The 24,186-nt window shown below is 40.2% G+C and carries 21 protein-coding genes; 11 read left to right on the forward strand and 10 right to left on the reverse strand.

Annotated elements, in window-relative coordinates; genetic code table 11:
- Positions 1-46: 46 nt before the first annotated feature.
- From KTR07_RS22960 to KTR07_RS22980, 5 genes are all read right to left on the reverse strand, one after another.
- Positions 47-1,003: a toprim domain-containing protein gene (locus tag KTR07_RS22960; RefSeq protein ID WP_014299552.1), complete on the reverse strand. Its 957-nt coding sequence runs from the start codon at positions 1,001-1,003 to the stop codon at positions 47-49.
- Between the two features lie 232 nt (positions 1,004-1,235).
- The gene (locus KTR07_RS22965; protein ID WP_014299551.1) at positions 1,236-2,426 is read right to left on the reverse strand and encodes a primase-helicase family protein; all 1,191 of its coding nucleotides are present in this window, start codon (positions 2,424-2,426) and stop codon (positions 1,236-1,238) included.
- 4 nt (positions 2,427-2,430) lie between these two features.
- Positions 2,431-2,745 carry an AlpA family transcriptional regulator gene (locus tag KTR07_RS22970; RefSeq protein WP_007763424.1) on the reverse strand — a complete coding sequence of 105 codons (315 nt, stop codon included), beginning with the start codon at positions 2,743-2,745 and terminating at the stop codon, positions 2,431-2,433.
- A gap of 169 nt (positions 2,746-2,914) precedes the next feature.
- Positions 2,915-3,856, reverse strand: a complete 942-nt coding sequence (locus KTR07_RS22975; protein ID WP_009037360.1) for a DUF6043 family protein — start codon at positions 3,854-3,856, stop codon at positions 2,915-2,917.
- Between the two features lie 7 nt (positions 3,857-3,863).
- Positions 3,864-5,201 carry a site-specific integrase gene (locus KTR07_RS22980; RefSeq protein WP_009037359.1) on the reverse strand — a complete coding sequence of 446 codons (1,338 nt, stop codon included), beginning with the start codon at positions 5,199-5,201 and terminating at the stop codon, positions 3,864-3,866.
- 474 nt (positions 5,202-5,675) lie between these two features.
- On the opposite strand from KTR07_RS22980, the gene KTR07_RS22985 reads away from it, so the two are divergent.
- The 3 genes from KTR07_RS22985 (at position 5,676) to KTR07_RS22995 (ending at position 8,122) form a co-directional block, all read left to right on the forward strand.
- A complete protein-coding gene (locus tag KTR07_RS22985) occupies positions 5,676-6,269 on the forward strand; it encodes a hypothetical protein (protein WP_005928871.1) in 594 nt (197 codons plus the stop codon).
- A gap of 4 nt (positions 6,270-6,273) precedes the next feature.
- On the forward strand, positions 6,274-7,008 hold the full coding sequence (locus KTR07_RS22990) for a DUF4145 domain-containing protein (RefSeq protein WP_005928873.1): 735 nt from the start codon (positions 6,274-6,276) through the stop codon (positions 7,006-7,008).
- A 304-nt stretch (positions 7,009-7,312) separates the two neighbouring features.
- On the forward strand, positions 7,313-8,122 hold the full coding sequence (locus KTR07_RS22995) for a Fic family protein (RefSeq protein WP_113748095.1): 810 nt from the start codon (positions 7,313-7,315) through the stop codon (positions 8,120-8,122).
- Here the strand turns inward: KTR07_RS22995 and KTR07_RS23000 are convergent.
- Together KTR07_RS23000 and KTR07_RS23005 are read right to left on the reverse strand one after the other, a co-directional pair.
- Positions 8,119-9,309, reverse strand: a complete 1,191-nt coding sequence (locus KTR07_RS23000) for a DUF418 domain-containing protein (protein WP_113748096.1) — start codon at positions 9,307-9,309, stop codon at positions 8,119-8,121. The genes KTR07_RS22995 and KTR07_RS23000 overlap by 4 nt on opposite strands.
- 331 nt (positions 9,310-9,640) lie before the next feature.
- Complete coding sequence (locus KTR07_RS23005; protein WP_113748097.1) at positions 9,641-11,602, reverse strand: WG repeat-containing protein; 1,962 nt, start codon at positions 11,600-11,602, stop codon at positions 9,641-9,643.
- Positions 11,603-11,936: 334 nt separating this feature from the next.
- On the opposite strand from KTR07_RS23005, the gene KTR07_RS23010 reads away from it, so the two are divergent.
- The 6 genes from KTR07_RS23010 (at position 11,937) to KTR07_RS23035 (ending at position 17,647) form a co-directional block, all read left to right on the forward strand.
- A complete protein-coding gene (locus KTR07_RS23010; RefSeq protein WP_225709839.1) occupies positions 11,937-13,790 on the forward strand; it encodes a dynamin family protein in 1,854 nt (617 codons plus the stop codon).
- 10 nt (positions 13,791-13,800) lie between these two features.
- Complete coding sequence (locus KTR07_RS23015; protein ID WP_113748099.1) at positions 13,801-14,979, forward strand: hypothetical protein; 1,179 nt, start codon at positions 13,801-13,803, stop codon at positions 14,977-14,979.
- 351 nt (positions 14,980-15,330) lie between these two features.
- On the forward strand, positions 15,331-16,014 hold the full coding sequence (locus tag KTR07_RS23020) for an energy transducer TonB (protein ID WP_113748100.1): 684 nt from the start codon (positions 15,331-15,333) through the stop codon (positions 16,012-16,014).
- A gap of 108 nt (positions 16,015-16,122) precedes the next feature.
- Positions 16,123-16,746: a hypothetical protein gene (locus tag KTR07_RS23025; RefSeq protein WP_165938071.1), complete on the forward strand. Its 624-nt coding sequence runs from the start codon at positions 16,123-16,125 to the stop codon at positions 16,744-16,746.
- 51 nt (positions 16,747-16,797) lie between these two features.
- Positions 16,798-17,361 carry a cob(I)yrinic acid a,c-diamide adenosyltransferase gene (locus KTR07_RS23030; RefSeq protein ID WP_016268845.1) on the forward strand — a complete coding sequence of 188 codons (564 nt, stop codon included), beginning with the start codon at positions 16,798-16,800 and terminating at the stop codon, positions 17,359-17,361.
- A gap of 64 nt (positions 17,362-17,425) precedes the next feature.
- Positions 17,426-17,647, forward strand: coding sequence for a DUF2795 domain-containing protein (locus KTR07_RS23035; protein WP_002558131.1), 222 nt, complete (start codon positions 17,426-17,428; stop codon positions 17,645-17,647).
- A gap of 80 nt (positions 17,648-17,727) precedes the next feature.
- Here KTR07_RS23035 and KTR07_RS23040 read toward each other — a convergent pair whose 3' ends face one another.
- From KTR07_RS23040 to KTR07_RS23050, 3 genes are read right to left on the reverse strand one after another with little or no spacing between them, the layout of a single operon-like run.
- Positions 17,728-18,897: a porin gene (locus KTR07_RS23040; protein WP_055221637.1), complete on the reverse strand. Its 1,170-nt coding sequence runs from the start codon at positions 18,895-18,897 to the stop codon at positions 17,728-17,730.
- Between the two features lie 15 nt (positions 18,898-18,912).
- Positions 18,913-19,974, reverse strand: coding sequence for an L-asparaginase 2 (gene ansB / locus KTR07_RS23045; RefSeq protein WP_113748102.1), 1,062 nt, complete (start codon positions 19,972-19,974; stop codon positions 18,913-18,915).
- A gap of 29 nt (positions 19,975-20,003) precedes the next feature.
- Complete coding sequence (locus tag KTR07_RS23050; RefSeq protein ID WP_008762009.1) at positions 20,004-21,314, reverse strand: anaerobic C4-dicarboxylate transporter family protein; 1,311 nt, start codon at positions 21,312-21,314, stop codon at positions 20,004-20,006.
- Between the two features lie 179 nt (positions 21,315-21,493).
- Here KTR07_RS23050 and KTR07_RS23055 point away from each other — a divergent pair, with 179 nt between their 5' ends.
- Positions 21,494-22,927: an aspartate ammonia-lyase gene (locus KTR07_RS23055; RefSeq protein WP_113748103.1), complete on the forward strand. Its 1,434-nt coding sequence runs from the start codon at positions 21,494-21,496 to the stop codon at positions 22,925-22,927.
- A gap of 227 nt (positions 22,928-23,154) precedes the next feature.
- Entirely contained in the window at positions 23,155-24,135 is a 981-nt protein-coding gene (locus KTR07_RS23060) for an SMI1/KNR4 family protein (RefSeq protein WP_117981638.1), read from the forward strand.
- Positions 24,136-24,186: the final 51 nt, after the last annotated feature.

Raw genomic sequence — 24,186 nt, forward strand, 5'->3', positions numbered from 1 at the left:
CGGGAGAGCCCACAACTACGAAAGCGGAGCGTGTAGTTATAGTGGGCTATAACCGAAAGCCGTTTTTCTTTTTCGGTGACTGGCTGCTCACTTCTTTGACGGATTGGAGCTTCCCTTTTTTCTCAGCCTGTTTCTGTAAGTATTCGTTCAAGTCCTTGCATCCGCTGTAAGTCTGTGAAGCGTCACGGATGTATCGGTCTCTGCCGTATTCCTTGCGGATTTGTTGGAGGGCTTCCATGCCTGCATGGTCGTTATCAAAAAAACAGTGGATGCGTTCGTAGCTGCCCAACGGATAGAGAGCTTTATTCACATTCGATACGGAATTTAATACGATATAGTCCTGTCCGTCCAACTCCGGATAATTTGGGCAGCTCTCCTGTCTCAATGTCAGAAAGGAGAGGTAGTCCATAAATCCCTCGAACACATAACAGGTATTCCTCGCTTTCCCAGACTGTCTGATGTGGGAGATTTCCTTTGGAGCGATGCAGCCCTTGAAATAGCGGTTGCGAACCTCAAACCCACCCGAAGCATTGGGAAAGGCGATGGCAAAGTACCGCTTGCCGTTGTGGGTGAAACGGGCTTCACTACATTCTCTTTTCGCCAGTTCTGTATTTATTCCTCTACCTTGTAAGTAGGCAAGCAGGGCAGGAGATGACAGCGGAACAATCTCCAACTGTTGGAAGCTCGGCTCAGAAGAGCTTTGCTTGCCAAAAGAAAAAGATACCGGGCGCACGTGCGGTGTCTGCTCTGCTATCCGTTTCAAGATGTAAGGCACATGGTCGGTAGCGTACAGATGTGCAGCCAGTGCAATGATGTTTCCGCCCTTTCCCAAACCGAAGTCATACCATTGTTCACGTTCGGTATTCACTTTGAACGATGCTTCACTCTCTTCCCGAAACGGAGATTTGTACCAAAGGTTGATACCTTGTTGTTTTACTGGTGAATAACCCAAGCTGTGCAGGTAGTCGGCTATTCGTATGCTTTTAGCTTCTTCTATTGTCATTTTCTTGCGGATTTGTTGGTGAATGAAAAAATGATGATTTGATGAATTTGGAATTTAACACACTGTTAAACAGCGTTATATCGGCTCATCTTTTTCTCATCAGATTGCTTGCCAAAAGAGAAATGATGTTTTCTTTTTTCATCAGCAATCGTTGTTGATGAGTGTTTGATGAATACATATCTATCTGTAAGGCAATATATTACTTCCCTTATTCATCATTTCATCAAAATAATTAGATAGCGGTCAGTTGTTCTTTCGTTACCGTATAAAACCGACCAGTTTTCCTTTTCGGCTCATAGTGGCACTCACGATGGGGTGCGAACTCATAAGCGGTGTAGGATAGCGAATTGTGTGCGGAAGTAAGTTTCCATACTTCCTGCACAACTTTCCTCACTTGATACTTTTCAACCTTGACCTGTGAATAGAGTAGCAAGGTTACAAGGTCGTTCAGGCAGAATGATACGCTTTCCACGTTCATGTTCGACATGATGTCAAGCAACAACTCGGTCATTTCTATTTCCAGTCGGTTGCGGTTGCTTCGGATTATTTTCTGCAAGGCTGCGGTATGTGTCAGTCTTGGGTTGAACCACATACGGCTTTCCTGTGTTGTGGATAGTTCCCTTTGGGTCAGGAAATAAAGAAATGCGGGTATTTCCGCTTTTAGCTTTTGCAGAAAGTTGGTATCATCACTCTGCAACGGCATTATCTTCCGCACCCAGTAGCGTGTTTCTCCTACGTCTATGAGTATGGGCAGATATTCGTTGTTGGAACATAGCACGAACTTGGCGAAGAAAGCAATCTCCGTTCGGTCTTTGCCTTTGGCTTCCACCTTGTAGGTGAAAGTGGTGCTCAGGTTTTTCAACCGTTCGCTGTCTTCCCTGCGGTTGAGCAAAACTTCGTCCACAACGATTAGCAGCTTTCCTGCCCAGTCGGAATTGAATTGGCTGCGGAAATCTTCGTTGGTGTTGAAAGTCACGTTGTTCTCAAACACGGCTTTCAGGAAGTTCAAGAACGTGCTTTTGCCTGTGTTGCGTTCTTCTGAAACAAGTAGGACAATAGGCAGCTTCTGTGTCGGCTGTAGATACAGCAGTTGCATATAGTCCATACCCAGCTCGTATTGTTCCCCGAAGATGTGCCGCATCAAGGATTGGATGTGGGAGAAGTCCCCCTGCTGCGGTTTATGCTCTATAGGCTCGTAAAGGTTCAGAAATCCCTCAATCTCCTTTTGATAGTTCAAATGGTTGGGAACAGTGCAAAAGCCGTCATACTTGGGGACGGTGGCAAGATAATTCTTTCCATAGTCCTGCCGTAATGTGCTGTTGTTCCATACGACACGTTTCTTTTCATAACCGCCATTAGCGCATGGCTGATTGACCACCTTGTACAAAGTTGTTCCTACGCGCATATATTCTTCCTCCTTCATAGGCTTAGATTAAAGGGTTGTGTTCACCTAAAATTCTCTGAATGTCGGATTGTCGGTATCTGACCTTGTTTCCAACCTTTACAGGCTTCAGATAGTTTTTCTTAGACCAGTGCCAGAGTGTGGTATCACAAACACCGCACATCTTTTTCACTTCCTCTTTGGTTAGATACTTCTCCTTTCTTGCTTCCGCAATGGCGGTAGAAAGTTCATGCTTCGCACGGCTGATTAACTGGTTGGAGAATAATAGCAAATCTTCTCCTGTTACTTCCAACTTGATGTTGCCGTTCCCGTTTTGGATAATTGCCAATAAATCTGTCATAGGCTTCTTGAAACTGCCGGTTGTAAGACTTCCCGTTTCGGCAGTATTATAAACGAAAAGCCACTACCCCGATTAGGATAGTGGCGCAAATATATAATGAAAAACAATCGTAAAACAATGATATTCAATTCGTTAAATTCGTAAAAACGAAAAGCGAATTAAACGAGTTTCAATTGGATAGATAGGCTTTCAATTCCTCGATGGCTTCATGGTCTTCACCAATGTCTTTTACCAGTTTCTTGCTGTTTCCAAGTGGTGAAATGAGATTTTTGTATGCTTTCTGGATGCCTCTTTCGTGGACGATTTCTTGTTCCTTGAACTGCTCGTGCAGTGCGTTTCTGAAAGTCTTGATGGGACACTTCCGCATGAAGCGGTATTCCACCAGTGCGATAAACAGCCGTGCTATATCTGTTTCCGTAGCATGGGTTTTCAATCGTGTGCCAATTCTTTCAATCAGTATGTCATGCCTTTCTATCAGAAGTTCTGGCAACGTGCGTGTGTCGGCTTTGCGTCCTGCGGTCTTTGGCTGTTCTTCCTGCAACATATCTGTTTCTTCCTCGTCCATGTCTTCATCTTCTTCTATTGCCCATTCCACAAGAGAGTTTTCCTCAATGGCTTTCTGTTGCTTCCTGAATACTTGCCAGTCCTCTTTGGTTCTCATGCCATTGGCGATGCTTTTTCTGATAATGAATTTGACCATGCCGGAAACAAGCCATTTGTATAAGGTGGGAATATCCTTTCTTTTGGTCAGTTCCTCACCCTGTTCCACCATGCACTCATAGCTTCGTCCGTAATAGAGCCATGCAAGCATGGCAGGAACAATGCTTCTCTTGTTCGGGGTATGAAACTCATTCACTATTTTCTCGGCAAGGTCTGATTGTAAAAGAACATTTTCCAGTTCCTCGAAATCAGGGTTTCTATCATCGCCTATTCTCTTGCGTGCTGCTTCTTTATATTTCGGAACAAGCCTTACAGCCGTATTGAAAATATTGAAGAACCCTTTGAACTTCTTGTCGTTCATTTCTTCTACGAAATCGGCATATTCATCCGGATGGCTGTCGAGCCATTCCTTTATCAGTCTTTTGAAATTGTCATATTCCTGTTGTCCCATACAAGTATCAGTCTAATAGTTTTACAAGGTCTTTCTTCATTTCTTCGTCAATATCCCTGTATCGTCTGAAAGCCTTGCTTCCCTCCTTGTGTCCCGACAGTGCGGAAACAAGGTTCGGGTCTTTCACTTTTTTATAGATATTGCCGATAAAAGTACGTCTTGCCAAGTGGCTGCTTGCCACTTCATAAATCGGTCGTTTGATTTCGTTGTGCGTCAACGGATCTAAGATTGTTACGATGCGGTCAACTCCAGCCAACTTGAATATCTTTTTTATGGCGTCATTGTACTTTTGTTCGGATATGAACGGCAATAGTTTCCCCTCATATTCTTTGTAGCGTTCAAGGATTTCTTTCGCTTTGTCGTTAAGTGGAACACGTACCGTAACCGGATTCCCCTCTTTGGTTTTCTTGGGAATATACTCTATGGCTTCATTGACCACATTTAGTTTGGTCATTCGGTACAAGTCGCTCACTCTGCATCCTATCAGTGTCTGAAATATGAATATATCTCTCTGTATTGCCAGTTGTGGGGTAGCTGAAAGGTCGGCATTGAAAATTCTATCTCTCTCTTCAAGTGTTATATAATAAGGTGTACCGTATGTACATTCTTCTATTGGGAATTTGTCGAAAGGTCTGTTTGTGGTACGCTTGTTATCGAAGCACCACAGGAAGAATGTACGTATTCTTGAAAAACAGTCTATCAGCGTGTTCTTGCTTCTGGGCTGTGGTGTCCTCTTTTCGGGAATGGCTTCATAAATGCTCGGGTAAAGTTCATAATACTGGTATTCGTTCTGAAAGAAATCCCACATATCCCGAAGCGTGTCAGGTGTTACCAAATCCACGTCAAAGATAAAGCCCTTTTGTCCTCTCTTTGTAGCCCTTACATATAGTTCATAACGCAGTAAGGCTCTTTTGACAACCCGGAAATTTTTCTTTCGTACCTCCGACAAAGGGTGCTTGTTTAGAAATTCATCGAATAGTTCTCCAATGGTAGGCTTGATAACCACTTCCTCCGGCAAAAAATATTTTTCAGGATGGTAAAATTTATCAAGTGTTGTTTTTAGCCATTCTTTGTCTATTGCTTCCTTTTCTTGTTGATATACCTTCTCGATATAGGTTTTCAACTGGCGTATCTCTTCATTTATATGGGTACGCATTTCTTCATTGCAGACAGCTTTCGTTTTTACACATTCGTCTTTATCATCCCATAGATTGGGATTGATGGCTAACTGAGTAGGAGCAACGGAGTCTAACTGCCTTCCGTTTCTAAAACGGACATAGATTGTAGCCATGGATTCTGTATCATATCGTTTGGCTGCTTTTTTAATGATAAAGGTTACTTTCATAGACTTTCAGGTTGAATTTTACTCTGCTGCAAATATAGATATTTTCCCCACATTTTCCCCACATCTGCTAGATATTTTGCAATTCGATTAACTTGGATTGAAATTTAATAGGATTGTAACATGTTGAAATACAGTGTGATTGCAGTGTTTTTCCGCATTTTTTCTTTTTACTCACATTTTCCCCACTTTAATTATTTCAAATGCGGGTCTGGGTACTGAAGCGGAGAAAGTTGAAAAACTCTCTCCGCTTTTCTTTTCTGTCCCTCGTAACTCGTTGGTTTGCTGATATATTAAGTCAACTACTTTGTTATAAGAATTGGTTCGGTATATACTATAGAACTCTTCTTCTAAAGAAGAAAAATGAAAGGTAGGGGTATGGATGTATTTTATGCTTAACTGAAATTCGCAATTATCTTTATTAATATTTCGTAATGAAAAAAAAACTAATTATTTTTGCACAAAATAAATCTAATTATGGGAGTTTACGATGACGATTTAGAATCAGAAGCTATTGCTAAATGTGCAAAAGCACTTTCTTTGATTGAGAATAATGCAAAGGTAAGAGTAATTAAACACTTGCTGGATAGATTTGAACTAATAGAGACAAATAATGCTATAAGTTCTATTTCTAATCAAGCTAATGTCTCCAATTTGACACCTACCACTTTTGCCCAAATTGAATCACACATACCACACTCTCAAGAAGTGGTGGAAGTCGATAACTGTGAGCCAGATGTTCCTTCAATATATGAGCTAATGACTAAAGGATTTGCGAAAAGTGAAATGGATATTTTATTATTAGTTTTTTATTTTAAATCTAATAAAGGTACTCAACCAGTTGAGAGATTAGCTTTGATAGATGGTTATAAAGAATATGATATTCATACGCCTACACGAACTAAAAATTTATCTTCAGCACTTAATAATTTGCTTAAAGCAGAATATATTACAGCACTAAATAAAACTAAATTTTCCATTACCTCCAAGGGAAAAGAACAAATTTCATTAATTGCTTTAGGAAAGTCTGTGACAAGAACTAAGAAGAAGTCTCTTTCTAAGAAAAAATAATCTTATGGATTTGAATACACAGTCATTGTTGTATGCAATTTGTCGTGAATATGCTAAAAAAATAGATAAAGCATCGGCCTTTATATGGTTGCACTATAAAATGTTTCCAGATGGCTGTGATATAAAAATGATAAATAAATATTTTGAGGCTTGTGATTTGCCTAAATACAATCCAACATACCTAAAAAATGATTTGAGAAAATCAAAGGGTATTATTGCAGGTAAAACTATTGGGACATATAAACCAAATCGTGAGCTAATTGAAAAATTGGATGCTCAATTCTGTGATTTGATATTAAAAGATGAAACAATTATTTCTGATGATAGAATTATTCCTAAAATATTATATGAAGAAACAAGGGGGTATATTGAATGTCTTTGTAAACAAATAAATGCGAGTTATGAATATAATATCTATGACGGGTGTGCTATTCTTATGCGAAGATTATTAGAAATATTACTCATTCATTCTTACGAAGCTATTGGTAAAATAGGATTAATACAAGAAGCCAGCGGAGAGTATAAAGGGTTGAGTTATATAATTAACTATACCTTAAGCAATAAACCTTTTTCTTTAGCAAAAGAGAGTCAAGAATTATTGGACACTTTTAGGCAGCTTGGAAATTTCTCTGCACATAAAATTCAATATAATGCTAAAAGAAAATATATTGACGATGTTAAGGTGGTATATCGTTTGACAATGGAAGAGCTATTGTATATTTCGAAAATGAAAAAATAATCAGATTATATTGTTGTAAGATAAGATTGGTGATTATGGATTTGGTATCCAAGATTTTAATTCATAAATTAGGTCCAAATCATGTAGGAATTGGTTCGAGAACAGAACGGTTAAGGGTGCCACAAAGAAAGTCAAGTATTGAATAATCAATTACTTGGCTTTCTTTGTTATAAAGTGATTGTTCCTAAATTATTCCACCACCTTTAAACAAAAACTTTTCTTTAAATAAATATGTCGTTTCCTTTTGTCGGAGTATAAACTCGGAGTATTTTTGGGAAGAAGATCGAATTAAAGATAGCCTATTATGGAAAAGAGTATTTGGCAGGAGATAGAAAAACTGTATCAAGAATTTCAGAAACTCGGTATCGGTCAGTTGGTAGACTATGAAAAGTACTACCTTTATTCTCTTATTACTCATTCTACAGCTATTGAAGGTTCTACACTCACTGAGATGGATACTCAACTTCTCTTTGATGAAGGAGTGACTGCCAAAGGAAAGCCATTGGTTTATCATTTGATGAATGAGGATTTGAAGAATGCATACGAACTTGCTAAAGAAGAAAGTGTGCAGGGTGTTGATATTACTTCTTCCTTGTTACAAAAGCTAAATGCTACTCTTATGCGTACCACTGGAAGCGTACATAATACAATAGGCGGTTCTTTCGATTCTTCCAAAGGCGAGTTTCGTTTGTGTGGTGTTACGGCTGGTGTGGGTGGCCGTTCTTATATGAGTTATCAGAAAGTGCCTGCAAAAGTAGAAGAATTATGTTCTATATTGCAAGAACGGCAAAAGTTAATGAATACACTTCGGGAACAATATGAATTGAGTTTCAACGCTCATCTTAATTTAGTAACTATTCATCCATGGGTGGACAGTAACGGTAGAGCGGCTCGTTTATTAATGAACTATATTCAATTCTGCTATCGTCTTTTCCCTGCAAAGATATTTAAGGAAGATAGAGCCGATTATATACTTTCTTTACAGCAGTCGCAAGATGAGGAAACCAGTCAGCCTTTCTTGGACTTTATGGCAACACAACTGAAAAAATCCCTTTCTTTGGAGATTGAAAGGGATCATACTTTCCGGGAAAGAGGATTCAGCTTTATGTTTTAGTTGTTAGGTTTCCAGTTTATCCAGGTTGCCTTTTTCCATAACCACTCTAATGGTCCCTGACGATGTGAGCAAAGCCACCAATTACAGAAAAAGTATTGTAAAAAGAATACGCATACACCAATAAGAATGCATGCTGTAATGCCTGTATGCAGATAAAGACCTAATCCCCAATTGTAAAACAAGAATCCTCCGATCAAAGATTGCGATAGATAGTTTGTCAGACTCATGCGGCCATAAGGTGCAAATTTATGAAGGACATGTTTCAGTTTTGTCAGGTAATAAACGAGTATAATCCCTGCAAACATGATTCCGGTAAATGCAATATTTGAAAGTGATTTCAGTAGAAGGACAGAAGGTACAAGTAGTGCCTCCCTGCTTATAAAGTCGGGAAGTATATCTATCAAACCATAAAGAGGGAAAAATGCTGTAACGGCTATGATGAATACTTTAAGCCAGATTTTTATATTTTTTTCTGAGTAGAGAAATACATTGCTGCGTCCTATGATCATACCTACCATAAATAATCCTGCGGTTTGGGTAACCCTTCCATGTAAGAGCATCCACCCCATATTAGCAACATTACCCGTCCAAATGGCAGTTTTGCACATTTTGAGGAAAGAACCTTCTTTCTGAGCAGCATTGACTAACTCCCAGTATGGAGCATCAAGATCAGCATTAATCATATAGTCGGGGTTGATGAGTGCATAAATTATTTGTCCCAATTCAATAGGTTGAAGTAGAAGAATGACTGCTATGATCGTGACTGTTCGGGTAGAGAGTCGGCAGACTGCGATCAGTACATAACCAAGCAAGGCGTAGAGTACCAATATTTCACCCGGAAATAAAGCCGAATTAATACAAGCTATAAAAAGAAGTAATACTAACCGCCAGGCAAACCGCCCACGAAAATCTTTCCCTTTAAGTTTTTGTGAATTGTCTTGAATAAAAAAACTAAATCCAAAAAGCAACGCAAAGATGCAGTATGCCTTACCGGAAAAGGTGAAAAATACACTATCCCAAATTACCCTATCCGTAAATATCAGAAAGTTACAGGTCTCTTCCGGAAAGCTATTGAGACTAAACCGTTCGATAAAATGGATAAGTGTAATTCCCATTACAGCGAACCCACGTAGCACATCAGCTATTTCTATACGATTATTATGGGGTAATGTGTTAGATAAATGCATACTTTTTAGAATTTAAAATGTTAACGTACTTTTTCAGATGCAAATTTAACGCAGCCCTTTTATAGTTTTGGAAAAATACTGTTCAATAAAGAGCAAAATATGACTTTTATGTGCTTTGTATGATTGACGATGCTTTCTGCCTTTTACAGTTAGTCTATTGATAATTAGTCTTGTGCCTAAAATATGAGAAGATAATACAATAATATATGATAAAGGATATTTGAGTTGTGAGTATCAAAGAGAATTTTCTATATTTTGCATTCGGCAAGAATTTATTATCCAATTATAAAAAAATGCAGTCTGCATTTTTAAGACAAACTTGCAGGTTCTTTTATTTTTTTGCCCGTTTCATTCCAAAATCAAGGTTTTCGTTAGATGGTTCACCCCGCTCTATTCTGTGTCCATAACTTTCCATTATTACTTCTTTGGGAACATTTTTACGGATGATGTCTCCTTTTTTATCATAATAATTCCAGTTGCCATTTGACAAAACAATCAATTTAGGTTCTCTTGTATCTCCAATACTTTCTATAGGCATATCATTAATGATCCTGTCATATATACAAGGTAGTATTTCTTTGTTTTTCCATGATAAAGCCCCATACTTTCCATTTTTGCGAACAACAATAATGCCTGCTACCGGTAAATCGACATATTCGTATTCCAAAGGGATAATAATTTGTCCCTCGTAGGATATCAATCCATATTTGCCATCTTTTTTTGCAAAATGTGCCTCAGGACCATATTCCACCCATCCGGATAGTTCATCGTATATAATTGGTATAATGACCTTATTGTGAATATCAACCGTACCCACCTTCCCATTTTTAATAACGATGTATTTATTTTCTTCTGGCTCAAAATTATTATAGTGAGTATCGCAGATGCTGTCATATTCAAAAGCTAATTTTATATTTCCTTCTTTATCATACATTCCGGCTTTGCCGTCAGCATTCACAAAAACAAGATCATCTTTCAGTCCATATATGTGTTTGTATGTAAAAGGCTTGATTATTTCGTCTTTTCTAGAAATATAGCCATATGTATCACCTTTTCTGGCAATGAAATCTATGACAGAAATAGAGCGGGAAGTGTAAAGTGTGTCATATTTAAAGGGTATTGACTGCGTTCCATCATAATCAAGAAGTCCTTTCTTATTGTGAATATTTGAAATAATAATGTGATTGTCTCTGCATTCGTAAGATTCAATGCCTTTTATTGGAATTATTTGGGCGTTTTGATTATAGACTGTTACTGTTTGCCCCTTGGTTGCCAAAAATATATTGGCATATTCAGAAGGCTGCTCTATGAAATCGAAACTCAGAGGCAGAATGGGTTTACCATATTCGTCGATAATACCAAATGCTCCTTGTTTCGCAACAATGGCTTTTCTTCCCAATCCGAAAGGGGTGGCATAATCGTATGTTCCGAAAGGTACAACTACCTTTTTAGTTTTATCAATATATGCAAATTTGTTTTCTACAGGTGTGTTATCCGATCTTTTGTTTTGTTCTATTTCTTCTAAGTATTGAGTCTTGTCTAGATATACATTCATTTCATCTGTTGTAATCAGCAGTGGAAGGTTTGTTTTGTTGGAAGGGATGGCTGATAATGGTCTGGATATGATAAAATAATTATCAAATTCAGAGAGCTGTTTCCCTTCAAAAGAATAGGTTGCCCAATCGTAGTCTTTTGTTACGATAAGGCAATCTTGATTATCCGAATACTTTATTTTTTCATATTCAAATGGGATTATGATGTTGTTTTGAGCGTTTATTACTCCATATCTTTTGTTTTTAGTTAAAATGGCAACTCCTGAGTGGAAATTTGTATTGTATGAATTTCCGTCATATTCCAGCGGAATGATGACTTCTCCTTTCCGGTTGATAAATCCCTGTTTGCCATCTTTTATGACACTGGCCAATTCCACATCTGTAGAGAAGACTCCGACATTATCATAAATAAAAGGAATCAGCACCTTTTCTGTAATATCTATATAGCCTTCCTTGCCATCTTTTTGGGCAAGTATCATTCCATGTTCATCTATAGGATTCAAAAAACTATATTTTCCGGGTGGTATCATTATCTTCCCTTCTTTGTTTTTGAATCCCCACATAGAATGATCTTTATTAGTAATACGATGATATTCTATACTGTCTGTAGGGATGAGTATTTGTTTTCCTTCATCATTATAATAATATTCGGTTAATATAAAATATTCGTCATTACTGCTTTGGCAGAATACTATATAGGGGAAGAATATTAATATGAATAGTAAGATAATTGGTTTCATAAGTGCTGAATTTAGAGTGTTCTATGTTAATGAACAAATATATTCTTTTTTGCGGATATGAAGAAACTTTTTGTTGATGAATTGAACTTGAATCCATAAAACTTTGACGAACTTTCAATTATTATGCAATCTTTGTGCTCTATACATTTTTTATTTCCCGACAAACTGCTAACTTTATCATCATTATTAAAATGACATGTGAATAGTCGGTTGTACCATTATTTAAATCTCGTTTATGGGTAAATACAAATTTATAGAAGAAAGAGTGGAAACAATGTCTTCGTCGGAGCTTAAGATATTCTTGAATATACTGAAGAGCAGATCTAAGGAATTGATGTCAACTTTGGAGTCAGTAAGGGGAATAAAAGATTTGGAGGCTGTTTGTAAATCAACTCAGAAACTAAATAATCGTGTTTCTGAGTTTGACGGAGGATCTTTTCTTATATTAGTGGTTGGACCCGTGAAATCAGGAAAATCTACTTTAGTAAATCTCATAGCACATGCTCACGTCAGCCCCACTCATTTCTTGGAGTGTACGGTGCGTCCGTCCATTATTTCAAAAGGACAGGAGGAATCCATTACCCGTATTTTTTCTGTTGCTGATAAAGCCAGAAAAGTAGAACAGTTTGATTCGGTCATTGATAGCCTGCGCGGATTTGAGAAACTGGAAAACATTTCCGAGATAAGCATTGAAAAGAAAGAATTGAATGATGCTAATCTGGAGGAGTGTGTTTCGTTAGCTTTGGAAGAAAGCGTGATAAATACAGATCATACGCTGGTGACATCCATAACAACTTCCGGTGGGGAGCTTTTGAAAGATAATATATTTCTGGTGGATATGCCCGGGCTGGATGGCGGGTATGCGAATTTGGATAATCCTATTTATGAAACGATCTCTCAAAGGGCAGATTTCGTGATATTTGTGCAAAGTTCAAATTCTGCTATATCGAAGGTTTCCAATCGTTTTCTGAAGTTGCTGCAGGAGAATAATCCGAAAGTTCCGGTTTGTCTTCTGCATAATGTGTTTGAAGCGGCTTACTGGCATTCGGAAGAGGAGAAGCAGGCTGTAATTAAGGTACAGGTAGAATTTGCCGAGAATGAAATGGGCAGACGTAACTTCCAGTTGAAGGAGAATATATATAGTTTGAACTTGGGAAAAGTGGCGGATGCTGCTAGCTATGCGGGAATGGCGGATCTTCAGGAAGAAGCTGCGAAGTTTCAGAGATTTGAGAAGGATTTGTATGGCAAGGTGATCTCCAATAGTACTGATATACGCCTGAGAAGTGTAATCGGAAGAACGCTGAATCAGTTGGAAAAACTGGATAATTTAGTCGGAGAATCAATTGGTCAACAGGAAGCAATCGATATAGAATATCAGGCTGCGGCAACTTCGTTTGACGAGTTACTCCGTCAGGCGAGTGAACTTAGTTACGATGGGAGCGATTTTAGAAAAATGGTGCAAGTCTATATGGATGATGATTTGAAAGAGTTTACTGAAATCGTTAGGGAGTATTATGATTCCGGATGCAATTCCGCATTTGCTGGTGGAGCGAAGGGGAAGGATGCTACACGCAGCCTTGTCACAAAGTTTATGACTGATTCGTCAGCGGCGATAAAAAGTAAATTCCTTGATTCCCATGAACATAGCTTGGTCCGGCAGTATTTGCGGAAACTCTCTAACTTGAAAGATGATGTGGCTTTTATAGAGAAGATGAATACTTTTCTGAAGCAAAAAGGTTGTGCACTTTTTGATTCAGTGCCGCAAGTGACAAATTTTCCTGCGGTCGATTTTGATTTGCAGGGAGCTTTTGATGTGAAGAATATTAATAATCCGACAGTTCCGCATATCGGAATACCCAATCCGTTCGGGACTTATTCGACAATGGAAATTCAGAGTTTTCTGAGGAAAGCGATGGAATGTATCACCGGAATCGATCATACGCATACCGGGAAAACGATCAAAGGATATCTTCAGCTGACTGTCGGGAAGAGTATATATAAGGCGGCTAATGACCTTTACGATCAGTATGTGCCTGTACGCAAACAAAGTATCATTGATTTTTTGGAACAACAAAAAACAATGTATCTGAATGCGCTGGTGTCTGATAAAGAAGAATTTGACAGGAAGGATGCGTTGCTTCGGTCAATAAATGCACAAGTTCAGAGTTTTAAGGATTCAATAAGATAAGAATAAGCCTATGAAACGAAATTTATTAATTATCACACTCCTGTTTTTGGGCTCTTTTGTGATATTATTGTTGGGTAACATCATTATTATTGGTGAGAAAATAGCCTCCTTATCGCATGTCGCGTGGGCAGAGTATGCTTTTTACACTTTGATTCTGGTTGTATTTTATGTTGTCGTTATACGTCCGGTCGTTCGGGTGCATCGTGCTCCGCAGATTCCGGCTTTGTCTATTGATGGGGAGTGGAATACTGCACAACTTGTTGCGTTTGGACACAAACTGGCGGATAACTGCAATTATATACCTAAGGATAAGTCCTGTCCCGAGTTAAGAAAACTGCATCAGCAGAGATTGCTTGAAGGTTTGGAACGTTATGCAACGAGCAGGGAAGAACTGGTGCAAATCATAAGCGAAGAGCTGAAATTGCGTATTGAAGGGGGAGAACTGAAAGAAACTTCAGGTCCGCGTACAGAAGATATGCATTCGGTTCGTATCATTGGTATTAATCGTCGTATTATAGAATGGGCGAAATCTGTCTTTATGATTACGGCAATTTCGCAGAATGGAAAGCTGGACACGGTATCTGTGCTTTATATGAATTATAAAATGATAGAGGATGTGATTGTAGCTTCCGGTTTCCGGCCTACGAGGCAACAGTTGTTCCGGCAGTATGTCAATATTCTGGTTACTTCATTAATGACATTTGTTGTATCCGAAGTATTTAAAGATATGGGCTCGGTTGCTCCCTTCGGCTCATTAGCGGATCAATCTTCGGATGCAGCGTCCGATATCGATATTTCCGATGCTTCTGTTGACGCTGCCGATGTTGATTTGGATGACATTGGTGATACCGTTTCGGGAGATACCGGCTTTTTGAGCATTCTGTCTAATGTGAAAATACCGGGTGTAGTCATCGGCTCGATATGCGATGGAATCGTGAATTCGTTGATGACTTTACGTATCGGTTATGTGACGCGTAACTATCTGATTGATGGAATGAATTCATTAAATGGAATCAAAGCTAAAAGAAAAGCAAAGCGTGTAGCTGTGAAGGAGGCGTTGAAGTCTTTGCCCAAAGTTGTCGTGGTAGGTACTTCTTTCGTGGGAAAGGGGGCTATGAATATTATTCTGAATATTATTGGCGGGAAGAAAGTGAAGGAAGCTGATGAAACGAAAGATAAGCATGCGTAACATGCTCTCATATACATTTATTTTCTTTTTGGTTTAATCAGAACAATTGTTAGAATATCTATTGTAATGAAGACTGTTCCTTTCCTATTAGTATGATTACTAGTATACTACTTGATTTTTAAACTGAAATGCTTGGTATTGCTAGTTGGAATAACTTGGAGTCATATTCATAAATTTTATCCAAAAGAAGGAAAAAGAATAAAATAAACAAGAAGCAAAGTTACATCCTATCCATAAAAATACTATATTTATTGCAGCTAGAGAGCACTTTAAGTAATGCTTAAGACAGAAAACGAAAAGTAGTATATATACTATATATTTTCTATTATTAATTACTTAAACACATTTTTTATGGAAGCCAAAAAATCAAAAAAGGCTGCAATTGAGAATCAAAGAGGTTCTTGGTTGTTGATGGGTTTGGTTGTTGCGCTTGCTTTCATGTTCGTATCGTTCGAATGGACACAGCATGATGTAAGAGTTGCGGCAGTATCATCTGATGATGAATCCATCTTTGTAACGGAGCTCGTTCCAATTACATTCCCGGAAGAAAAACTGGAACCGCCTCCTCCACCGGAAATCAAGCAATCCGAATGGATCGAAATAGTAGATGATACCGAAGAGGTGACGGATAACGTTTCAGTAGTGCCGGACAATGTGAATGAACCTTACAAGGTTGTTTGGATACCGCCGGTTGTGGAAACAGAAGAAGTGGTGGAGGACGTTATTCACGTAAGTGTTGAAGTCATGCCCGAATTTCCCGGTGGTTCAGCTGAATTGCTGAAATATTTGAGTACTCATATCAAATATCCGACAATGTCTCAGGAGATGGGCTCACAAGGACGTGTAATTGTTCAGTTTGTCGTAGACAAAGACGGATCGATTACTAGTCCGACAGTTGTACGAGGGGTAGATGCTTATTTGGATAAAGAAGCTATCCGTGTGATAAGTGGAATGCCTAAGTGGAAGCCTGGAGTGCAGAACGGTAAGAAAGTTCGAGTAAAATATACTGTACCTGTAGTATTCAGACTGCAGTAGTTACTTGAAATAAATGATTAAAAGGGTCGGTCCACCGCGGGAGCCGGCCCTTTTTTCAATAAAATAATATATCTTTGCGCCACGAACAAAAAAATGAAAGACTGGTTTATGAATCTTCTGTATTACCTAAAAAGACCTTTTATCTGGCTCTCCCGTTTCCGCTACCGTTGTGGATATGGTGTGCACTCTCCTTTTGCTTTCAGTCTGATCACGGACGTGATTTATGAGAAGATGCCTTATTATGCATATGACCTGCTGAAGGTGGAACAGAAAAAGCGAATCATAACACAGGGGTGGGAGAAAGGAATACCAAGAATCAACCGTCTGTTGTTCCGCCTGGTGAATAAAGTGCAACCGGCCACTATCATAGAAGTAGGAAAGCCCTCGGCAGCCTCCTTATATTTACAATCAGCCAAACCTTCTGCCGGGTATCTTTTTGCTTCCGACTTATCAGAACTCTTTTTAGATGCCGATACTCCGGTAGACTTTCTGTATCTGAATGACTATCGGAATCCGGCTTTGCTGGAAGAAGTTTTTAACATCTGTTCCCGTCGGACTACTTCGAATAGTTTGTTTGTCGTTCATGGGATCTGCTATTCAAAGGCAATGAAAAATCTTTGGAAACAGTTACAGAATGATGAGCGGGTGGGAATCACTTTTGACTTGTATGATGCAGGCTTGCTTTTTTTTGATACAACAAAGATTAAACAGCATTATATCGTCAACTTCTGATCACCTTTATACGTTAATCTTATATATAGTAATGATGAAAAATAGACGTTTATGAAAAAAAGCCTTGTATATACAAAGACCGGTGACAAAGGAACTACCAGTCTTGTCGGCGGAAGCCGCGTTCCGAAGACCCATATTCGTTTGGAAGCATACGGAACAATTGACGAACTTAATTCCCATCTGGGATGGTTGAATACGTATTTGCTGGATGAGGCAGACCGGGATTTTATCCTGAGTATACAGCATAAGCTATTCTCTATCGGTTCACATCTGGCAACTGACCAGGAAAAAACACAACTGAAAGCCGCCAGTATCCTTACTTCGGAGGATGTGGAACGCATCGAGCGCGAAATTGATAAACTGGATGAACAACTGCCCGAACTTTGTGCCTTTATCATACCCGGAGGTAGCCGTGGAGCGGCTATTTGCCATGTGTGCCGTACGATTTGTCGAAGAGCCGAACGTCGCATTCTGACTCTGTCCGAAACTTGTACAATTTCTCCCGAAGTGTTAGCTTTTGTCAACAGATTATCAGATTATTTGTTTGTTTTATCCCGAAAAATTAATTTTGATGAACAAAATAGTGAAATATTCTGGGATAATAGTTGGAAATGATAGATTTTATTATACTTTTGCCGAAAAATAGAAAATAAGTATTCACTTTTTAATACTCAAGATTATGTATTGGACATTGGAATTAGCATCGAAACTGGAAGATGCTCCCTGGCCGGCGACCAAGGACGAATTGATTGATTACGCTATGCGTTCGGGTGCTCCTCTTGAAGTGATAGAGAATCTGCAAGAGATGGAAGATGAAGGCGAAATCTATGAGAGTATCGAAGATATTTGGCCGGATTATCCTAGTAAAGAAGATTTCTTTTTTAACGAGGAAGAGTATTGATTTAGAAAAAGAAACCGAACATATAAAAATACCCGATAGCTGTGTGAAAGCTATCGGGTATTTTTTATTCTCATACAATATTAAAAGACCGGCATCTGCCAGATGAATCCTACCGAAATCCGGTTGGTACTGTAATTCTCTTGTCCCAGCACTTTGGCACGGGAGGTGAAGTCATAAGAACGTCCTACATAGGTCACGAAGAAATGCAGGTTGGTTTCCATCGGATAAAATTCGATACCTGCCAGATACCCCCAGGAGGTACGGTAGTTACCTTTTTCTATCCCTTCGGAGGCTTTGGTTACGGAAGCCGTTTCATACATTCCTTTCACGAAGGCATTCCATTTTGGGAGGAAACGGTAGTTACACTTGGCTACTACGGATAAATAACCTGTATCAAACGCATTGTGTCCGCCCGGGCGACCGACGATGCCGGTGATAATCCCTTTACGGTCAATCTCTTCTTTTGAGTACATGAAGTCGACAAAGGCGTTCCACTTTCCGAGATTCAGTTCATTTCCTATAGCATAGTAATACATATTATGATCTTTGGCTTCGTTCATCACAGAGGCCGACCAGCGGGTTTTAAATACATTATTAAAATTGCCAATCCAGTTTAAGGTATAGACCAGCGGCATTTTTCCGGATTTCAGATCGGGGAGATTACCCTCCGCATCCTCTGTGATTCCATAAGTGTTGTCGAAAGAGCTATTGCGGCTGTTCAATATCTGCAGATTAAGTTGCTGATCGGGAGTAATGTTATAACTTGCATTCAGACCGGTCAGGAAGTTACTCATGTAATCGATCATATCACAATATTGATAGACATCGATCGGGTTGAGGTCAAACTCGAAGCCGCCATAGTTGGCACTTTGTTTACCGGCAAACAGGTTGAACTTATCGTTGAGCTTGATACCGATACCTGCCCAGTCGATGGAGGTCGGGAGGTTGTCTATCATATTGTTTCCGTCGTTCGAGCGGTTGAGACGCTGGCGGTAACGGTAAGAAAGCCAGTTGTTGATATTTCCTTTCGCTTCGATGCGGAGCTGGTGCATATTGAAGTCACCTTCCTGAAATCCATTTTGGAAATGAGCGTCAAAACTTCCTTGCATATTCAGGTATAAGTTGAACTTATCCGTTTTCTTTTTTACGTCTGTCAGTTCCTCGAAAAGAGGAGTGTTTGGGGAGAACTTTTGGGCATACATTGCCTGTATGCTACCCGCAAGGAGTAGCATAAACATTAATTTTTTCATAAGTAGGTCCGGTTTTTAGTATTCGTTAAAGTATTCCTGAATTTGTTTCCAGTCCGTGGTTTTGGTCAGCGCAAGCATCAATAGTACACGTGACTTTTGTGGATTCAATTCCTGAGAGGCTACAAACTGATACTTGGCGTCATCCACTTCCGCATCGAGGGTGGTAGGACCAGTCGGTACGCGGGAAGAACGAACAACTACAATGCCTTTTCTGCGGGCGTCTATCAATGACGGAAATATGTTTTTATGAATATTACCGTTGCCGACTCCTGCATGAATGATTCCTTTATATCCGTTGTTGAGCAACGGAGTCATCATATCGGCTTCGATATTGGAATAGCTGTATACGATGCCGACTTTGGGCAATGAAGTCAGTTTGGTGACATCAAATACGGATTGGGTGGTATGTTTCTTCAGTGTGATCTGATTGTAGCATACTTTACCGTTCAGTACATATCCCAATGCACCGGAGTTGGGAGCCTGGAAAGTCTGTACATCGACCGTGTTCATTTTGACTACGCTTTCTGCACCCAGAATCAGGCCGTTCATGGCAACCAGTACACCTTTGTCTTTTGATTCTTTGGCTGCTGCGGTAACTACAGCATTATAAAGATTCAGCGGACCATCGGCACTTAATGCTGTAGACGGGCGCATGGCACCTACCAATACAACAGGCTTGTCACTTTTGACCGTCAGATTCAGAAAGTAAGCAGTCTCTTCCATCGTATCCGTTCCGTGAGTGATCACAATTCCGTCGATATCCGGTCGTTTCAATAACTCGTTAATTTTCTTGGCAAGTGTCAGCCAGACTTCGTCATTCATGTCCTGTGAACCGATTCTCACAATCTGTTCGCCGGTTACATTGGCGATATCTTTGATTTCGGGGACTGCATCCAGCAATGCACCGATAGCAACTTGTCCTGCCGTATAGCTGGTACCCGTAGCCGAGCTTCCTGTTCCGGCAATGGTTCCTCCGGTAGCAAGGATGTGGATATTCGGTTTTGCGGCAAATGCCATTGTTGCGGATAATAGTAGTGTTACTACTACTACCAGGCCTAATTTCTTAATTTGTTTCATAACTGAAATGAGTTTAGGTTAATAATATATTAGAATATTTGAATAAAGAGCAGTCCTAAAACAATAGCGACTACGGTAGATACCAGTCCGGGCATCATAAACGAATGATTCAACACATATTTACCGATTTTTGTTGTTCCGGTGCGGTCGAAATTAATGGCGGCTACGACAGTCGGGTAATTCGGGATAAAGAAATACCCGTTCACTGCGGGGAATAAGGCAATCAGCATATACGGAGAAATACCTAATGCGATGCCTAACGGCATCAATGCCCGCACCGTGGCTGCCTGGCTATACAACAGGATAGACATGACGAACAGCGCAATACCGAACAGCCATGGCATCTGCCGCACGATTCCTTCGATGGAGAGAGTGAGCTGTGCCATATTGCCCTGAAGGAAAGTATCACCCATCCACGCAATACCGAAGATGGCGATAACAGCCTGCATCCCGGCAGGGAATACAGAACCCTGCGTTGCTTTGATTCCATCCGTCTTGGTTACTATAAGGATGATAGCGGCTGCCGACAACATTACGATCTCGATAATGGAGGACATACCGAGCGTGACGATTTCTCCATCGATCAGGAAACTGGGACGCATACCTTCAAAAGATCCGAAAAGGACGATAAAAGCAGTTGCCAATATAAAGATGAGTACGGAAAGCATGGCGGAACGTTTGTTCTTGACATCTTTAATCTCTATCTTCTTGTCATTGAAAAGACCTTCTTTCAAGCGTTTTTGATACTCGGGATCCTCTATCAGTTCTTTGCCGACTTTCATGGAGAATAAAGCGCCGACCAATACTCCGATGATAGTGGCGGGAATCGTAATTTTAAGAATATCGAATAATGTAATGTCGAAACCTGCCAGTAACCCGAGCAGAGCTACCGTAGCGGCAGAGATGGGACTGGCTGTAATAGCCTGTTGCGAAGCAATCACAGCAATACCGAGCGGGCGTTCCGGACGAATCTTTGTTTCGGTAGCTACCTCTGCAATTACGGGCAATACGGAATAAGCCACATGCCCGGTTCCGGCAATAAAGGTGAACAGGTAAGTCACCAATGGGCTGAGCAGTGTGACGTGTGAAGGATTTTTGCGTAGCAAATGTTCTGCCAGTTTCACCATATAGTCCAGCCCGCCGGCTGCTTGCATACAGGAGGCAGCGGAAATGACGGCGGCAATCATCAACATAACGTCGATAGGTGGTGCGGTGGGTTGTAAACCAAAAACGAACGTGAGTATTCCCAATCCTACTCCTCCCATGACACCGAGTCCGATGCCTCCCAAACGTGCGCCAATAATAATGGCTGTCAGAACAAATGCTAATTGTAATATCATTGGTTGTTGTTTTATAAGTTCCTAACAAAGATAAAGGATTTATCTTCGTTTTTTCTCTGTTTCTAAGATAAACAACAAAAAAGTTATTGAATAGTTTTTGCATATTTATTAAAACAATAACATCTCTGGCTGGTTATTATATCAACTAACGAATGTGTTATTGTTATAAAACAACCGATATGGAACAGAAATTATCAAAAAAAACTCGTACAGAGAGCGACTTGATAGGTAGTCGTGAAGTGCCGGAAAGTGCATTGTATGGAGTACAGACACTCCGTGGTATTGAAAACTTTCGCATCAGCAAGTTTCATTTGAATGAGTATCCCCTGTTTATTCAGGCATTGGCCATCACTAAAATGGGAGCTGCCGTTGCCAACCGTGAACTGGATTTATTGACTGAGGAACAGACGGATGCCATACTGAAGGCTTGTAAAGAAATACTGGAAGGAAAACATCATGACCAATTCCCTGTAGATATGATACAGGGTGGAGCCGGAACCACCACCAATATGAATGCCAATGAAGTGATTGCCAACCGTGCACTGGAACTGATGGGACATGCACGCGGAGAGTATCACTACTGCTCGCCTAACGATCACGTCAATCGTTCGCAATCTACCAATGATGCGTATCCTACAGCCATTCACATTGGTCTGTATTATACCCATTTTAAATTGGTGAAACACTTTGCAACACTGATCGAGGCTTTCCGAAAGAAAGGAGCGGAGTTTGCACACATCATCAAGATGGGACGTACCCAACTGGAAGATGCCGTACCGATGACACTAGGACAAACCTTTAATGGATTCGCAAGTATTTTGGAACATGAACTGAAGAATCTCGATTTTGCCGCACAGGATTTTCTGACGGTCAACATGGGTGCGACAGCCATCGGAACCGGAATTACCGCCGAACCGGAATATGCGGAAAAGTGCATTGCTGCCCTGCGCAAGATTACAGGACTGGATATCAAACTGGCAGATGACCTGATAGGTGCTACTTCGGATACTTCCTGCATGGTAGGATATTCTTCGGCCATGCGGCGTGTAGCTGTCAAGATGAACAAGATTTGTAATGATCTGAGGCTATTGGCTTCCGGTCCTCGTTGCGGACTGGGAGAAATCAATCTGCCTGCCATGCAGCCGGGCTCTTCCATTATGCCGGGAAAGGTGAATCCTGTCATTCCGGAAGTCATGAATCAGGTCTCTTATAAAGTGATAGGAAACGACCTTTGTGTGGCTATGAGTGGAGAGGCTGCGCAGATGGAACTGAATGCGATGGAACCTGTCATGGCACAATGCTGTTTTGAATCTGCGGATTTGTTGATGAACGGTTTTGATACATTGCGTACCTTATGTATTGATGGTATCACAGCCAATGAAGAAAAATGCCGTCGGGATGTACACAACAGTATCGGAGTAGTGACCGCACTGAATCCCGTAATTGGCTATAAACATTCTACAAAGATAGCGAAGGAGGCTCTGGAAACGGGTAAAGGAGTGTATGAGCTGGTGCTGGAACATAACATTCTTTCCAAAGAAGACCTGGATACGATCTTGAAACCGGAAAATATGATTAAACCGGTGAAACTGGATATTCATCCGAATCATTGATTCATAGGGGTAAAATGAGAGGCCAGCCTGTTGATATAGGCTGGTCTCTGTGTTTTGTATCATTAGTGTATTTTATGTATTTAATCTTGGATTCTTTTTCATTTACTCGTAAAAAAAACGAAATAAATAAAGGAAATAAATTGATAATGTCTGTTTTTTAGTATATTCGTAAAAAGTAGTGTACATACAAAGCAAAACTAAAAGAATACAAATTAAAAACAGCGATTATGAAAAACAAACCTTTTGAGAATTTTGACTTTATAGACTTCTGGGATGATGATGAATATGCTATGAATGAATATATTGGCGCACCTCCTACAGAAGAGATGATAGAAGAAACAGAACGTGAACTGGGATACAAACTCCCCGAATCTTATATTTGGCTGATGAAGCAGCATAACGGTGGAATACCTTTCAATGTTTGTTTTCCTTGCGACGAACCTACCAGTTGGGCGGACGACCATGTGGCTATCACTGGCATTATGGGAGTCGATAAGGATAAGATTTATTCTCTTTGCGGACAGTTCGGCAGCCGTTTCATGATTGAAGAATGGGGGTATCCGGACATTGGAGTGGCTATCTGCGACTGTCCTTCTGTGGGACATGATATGATTTTCCTTGATTATCGGGAGTGTGGTCCACAGGGCGAACCGAAAGTCGTTCATGTCGATCAGGAAGATGATTATTATGTTACTTTCCTTGCCGATAACTTTGAAGAATTTATTCGGGGACTTGTCAACGAAGAAGTCTTTGATACGTCGGAAGAAGATGAAAGAATGGAGCTGGAAAAAGTTCGGAACGCAGCTTTCTCACCGCTCTTGTCCGATTTGTGCGCAAAGTGTGATCATCCCGTGGATACGGAGCGATGGATTCGGAAGATATCGGAAGAGATAGTAACCGATAAAGGATTCTTTGCGCTTCATGCCGACGAACGTTCTTATCTGCTTTACGACATCCAGTTGTGGCTTTACACCAACGTTTATCCCGATACGACGGAAGAAGATTACCTGTCTGCTTATAAAAAGATAATAGCGCTGGACGGTGAGTTCAGTACGGGAGGATATGCTTCGGACTTTGTTACCGATTGGCTGACACGACGCAAGGAGAGCGGTATGGTTACGTGTAATGACGGTATTCTTTCGATGGCAGCGGGAACTAAGGAGGCCTTGCTGGCAAATCGGGAGTTGATTTCGAACAAAGAGCAATAATTTGTGTTTATTTATTATAAATATATATCTTTGTCCCGAATTATAAACACG

The sequence above is a fragment of the Bacteroides sp. MSK.20.82 genome (genome assembly GCF_019052485.1).
In the GTDB taxonomy this organism is placed as follows: domain Bacteria; phylum Bacteroidota; class Bacteroidia; order Bacteroidales; family Bacteroidaceae; genus Bacteroides; species Bacteroides thetaiotaomicron.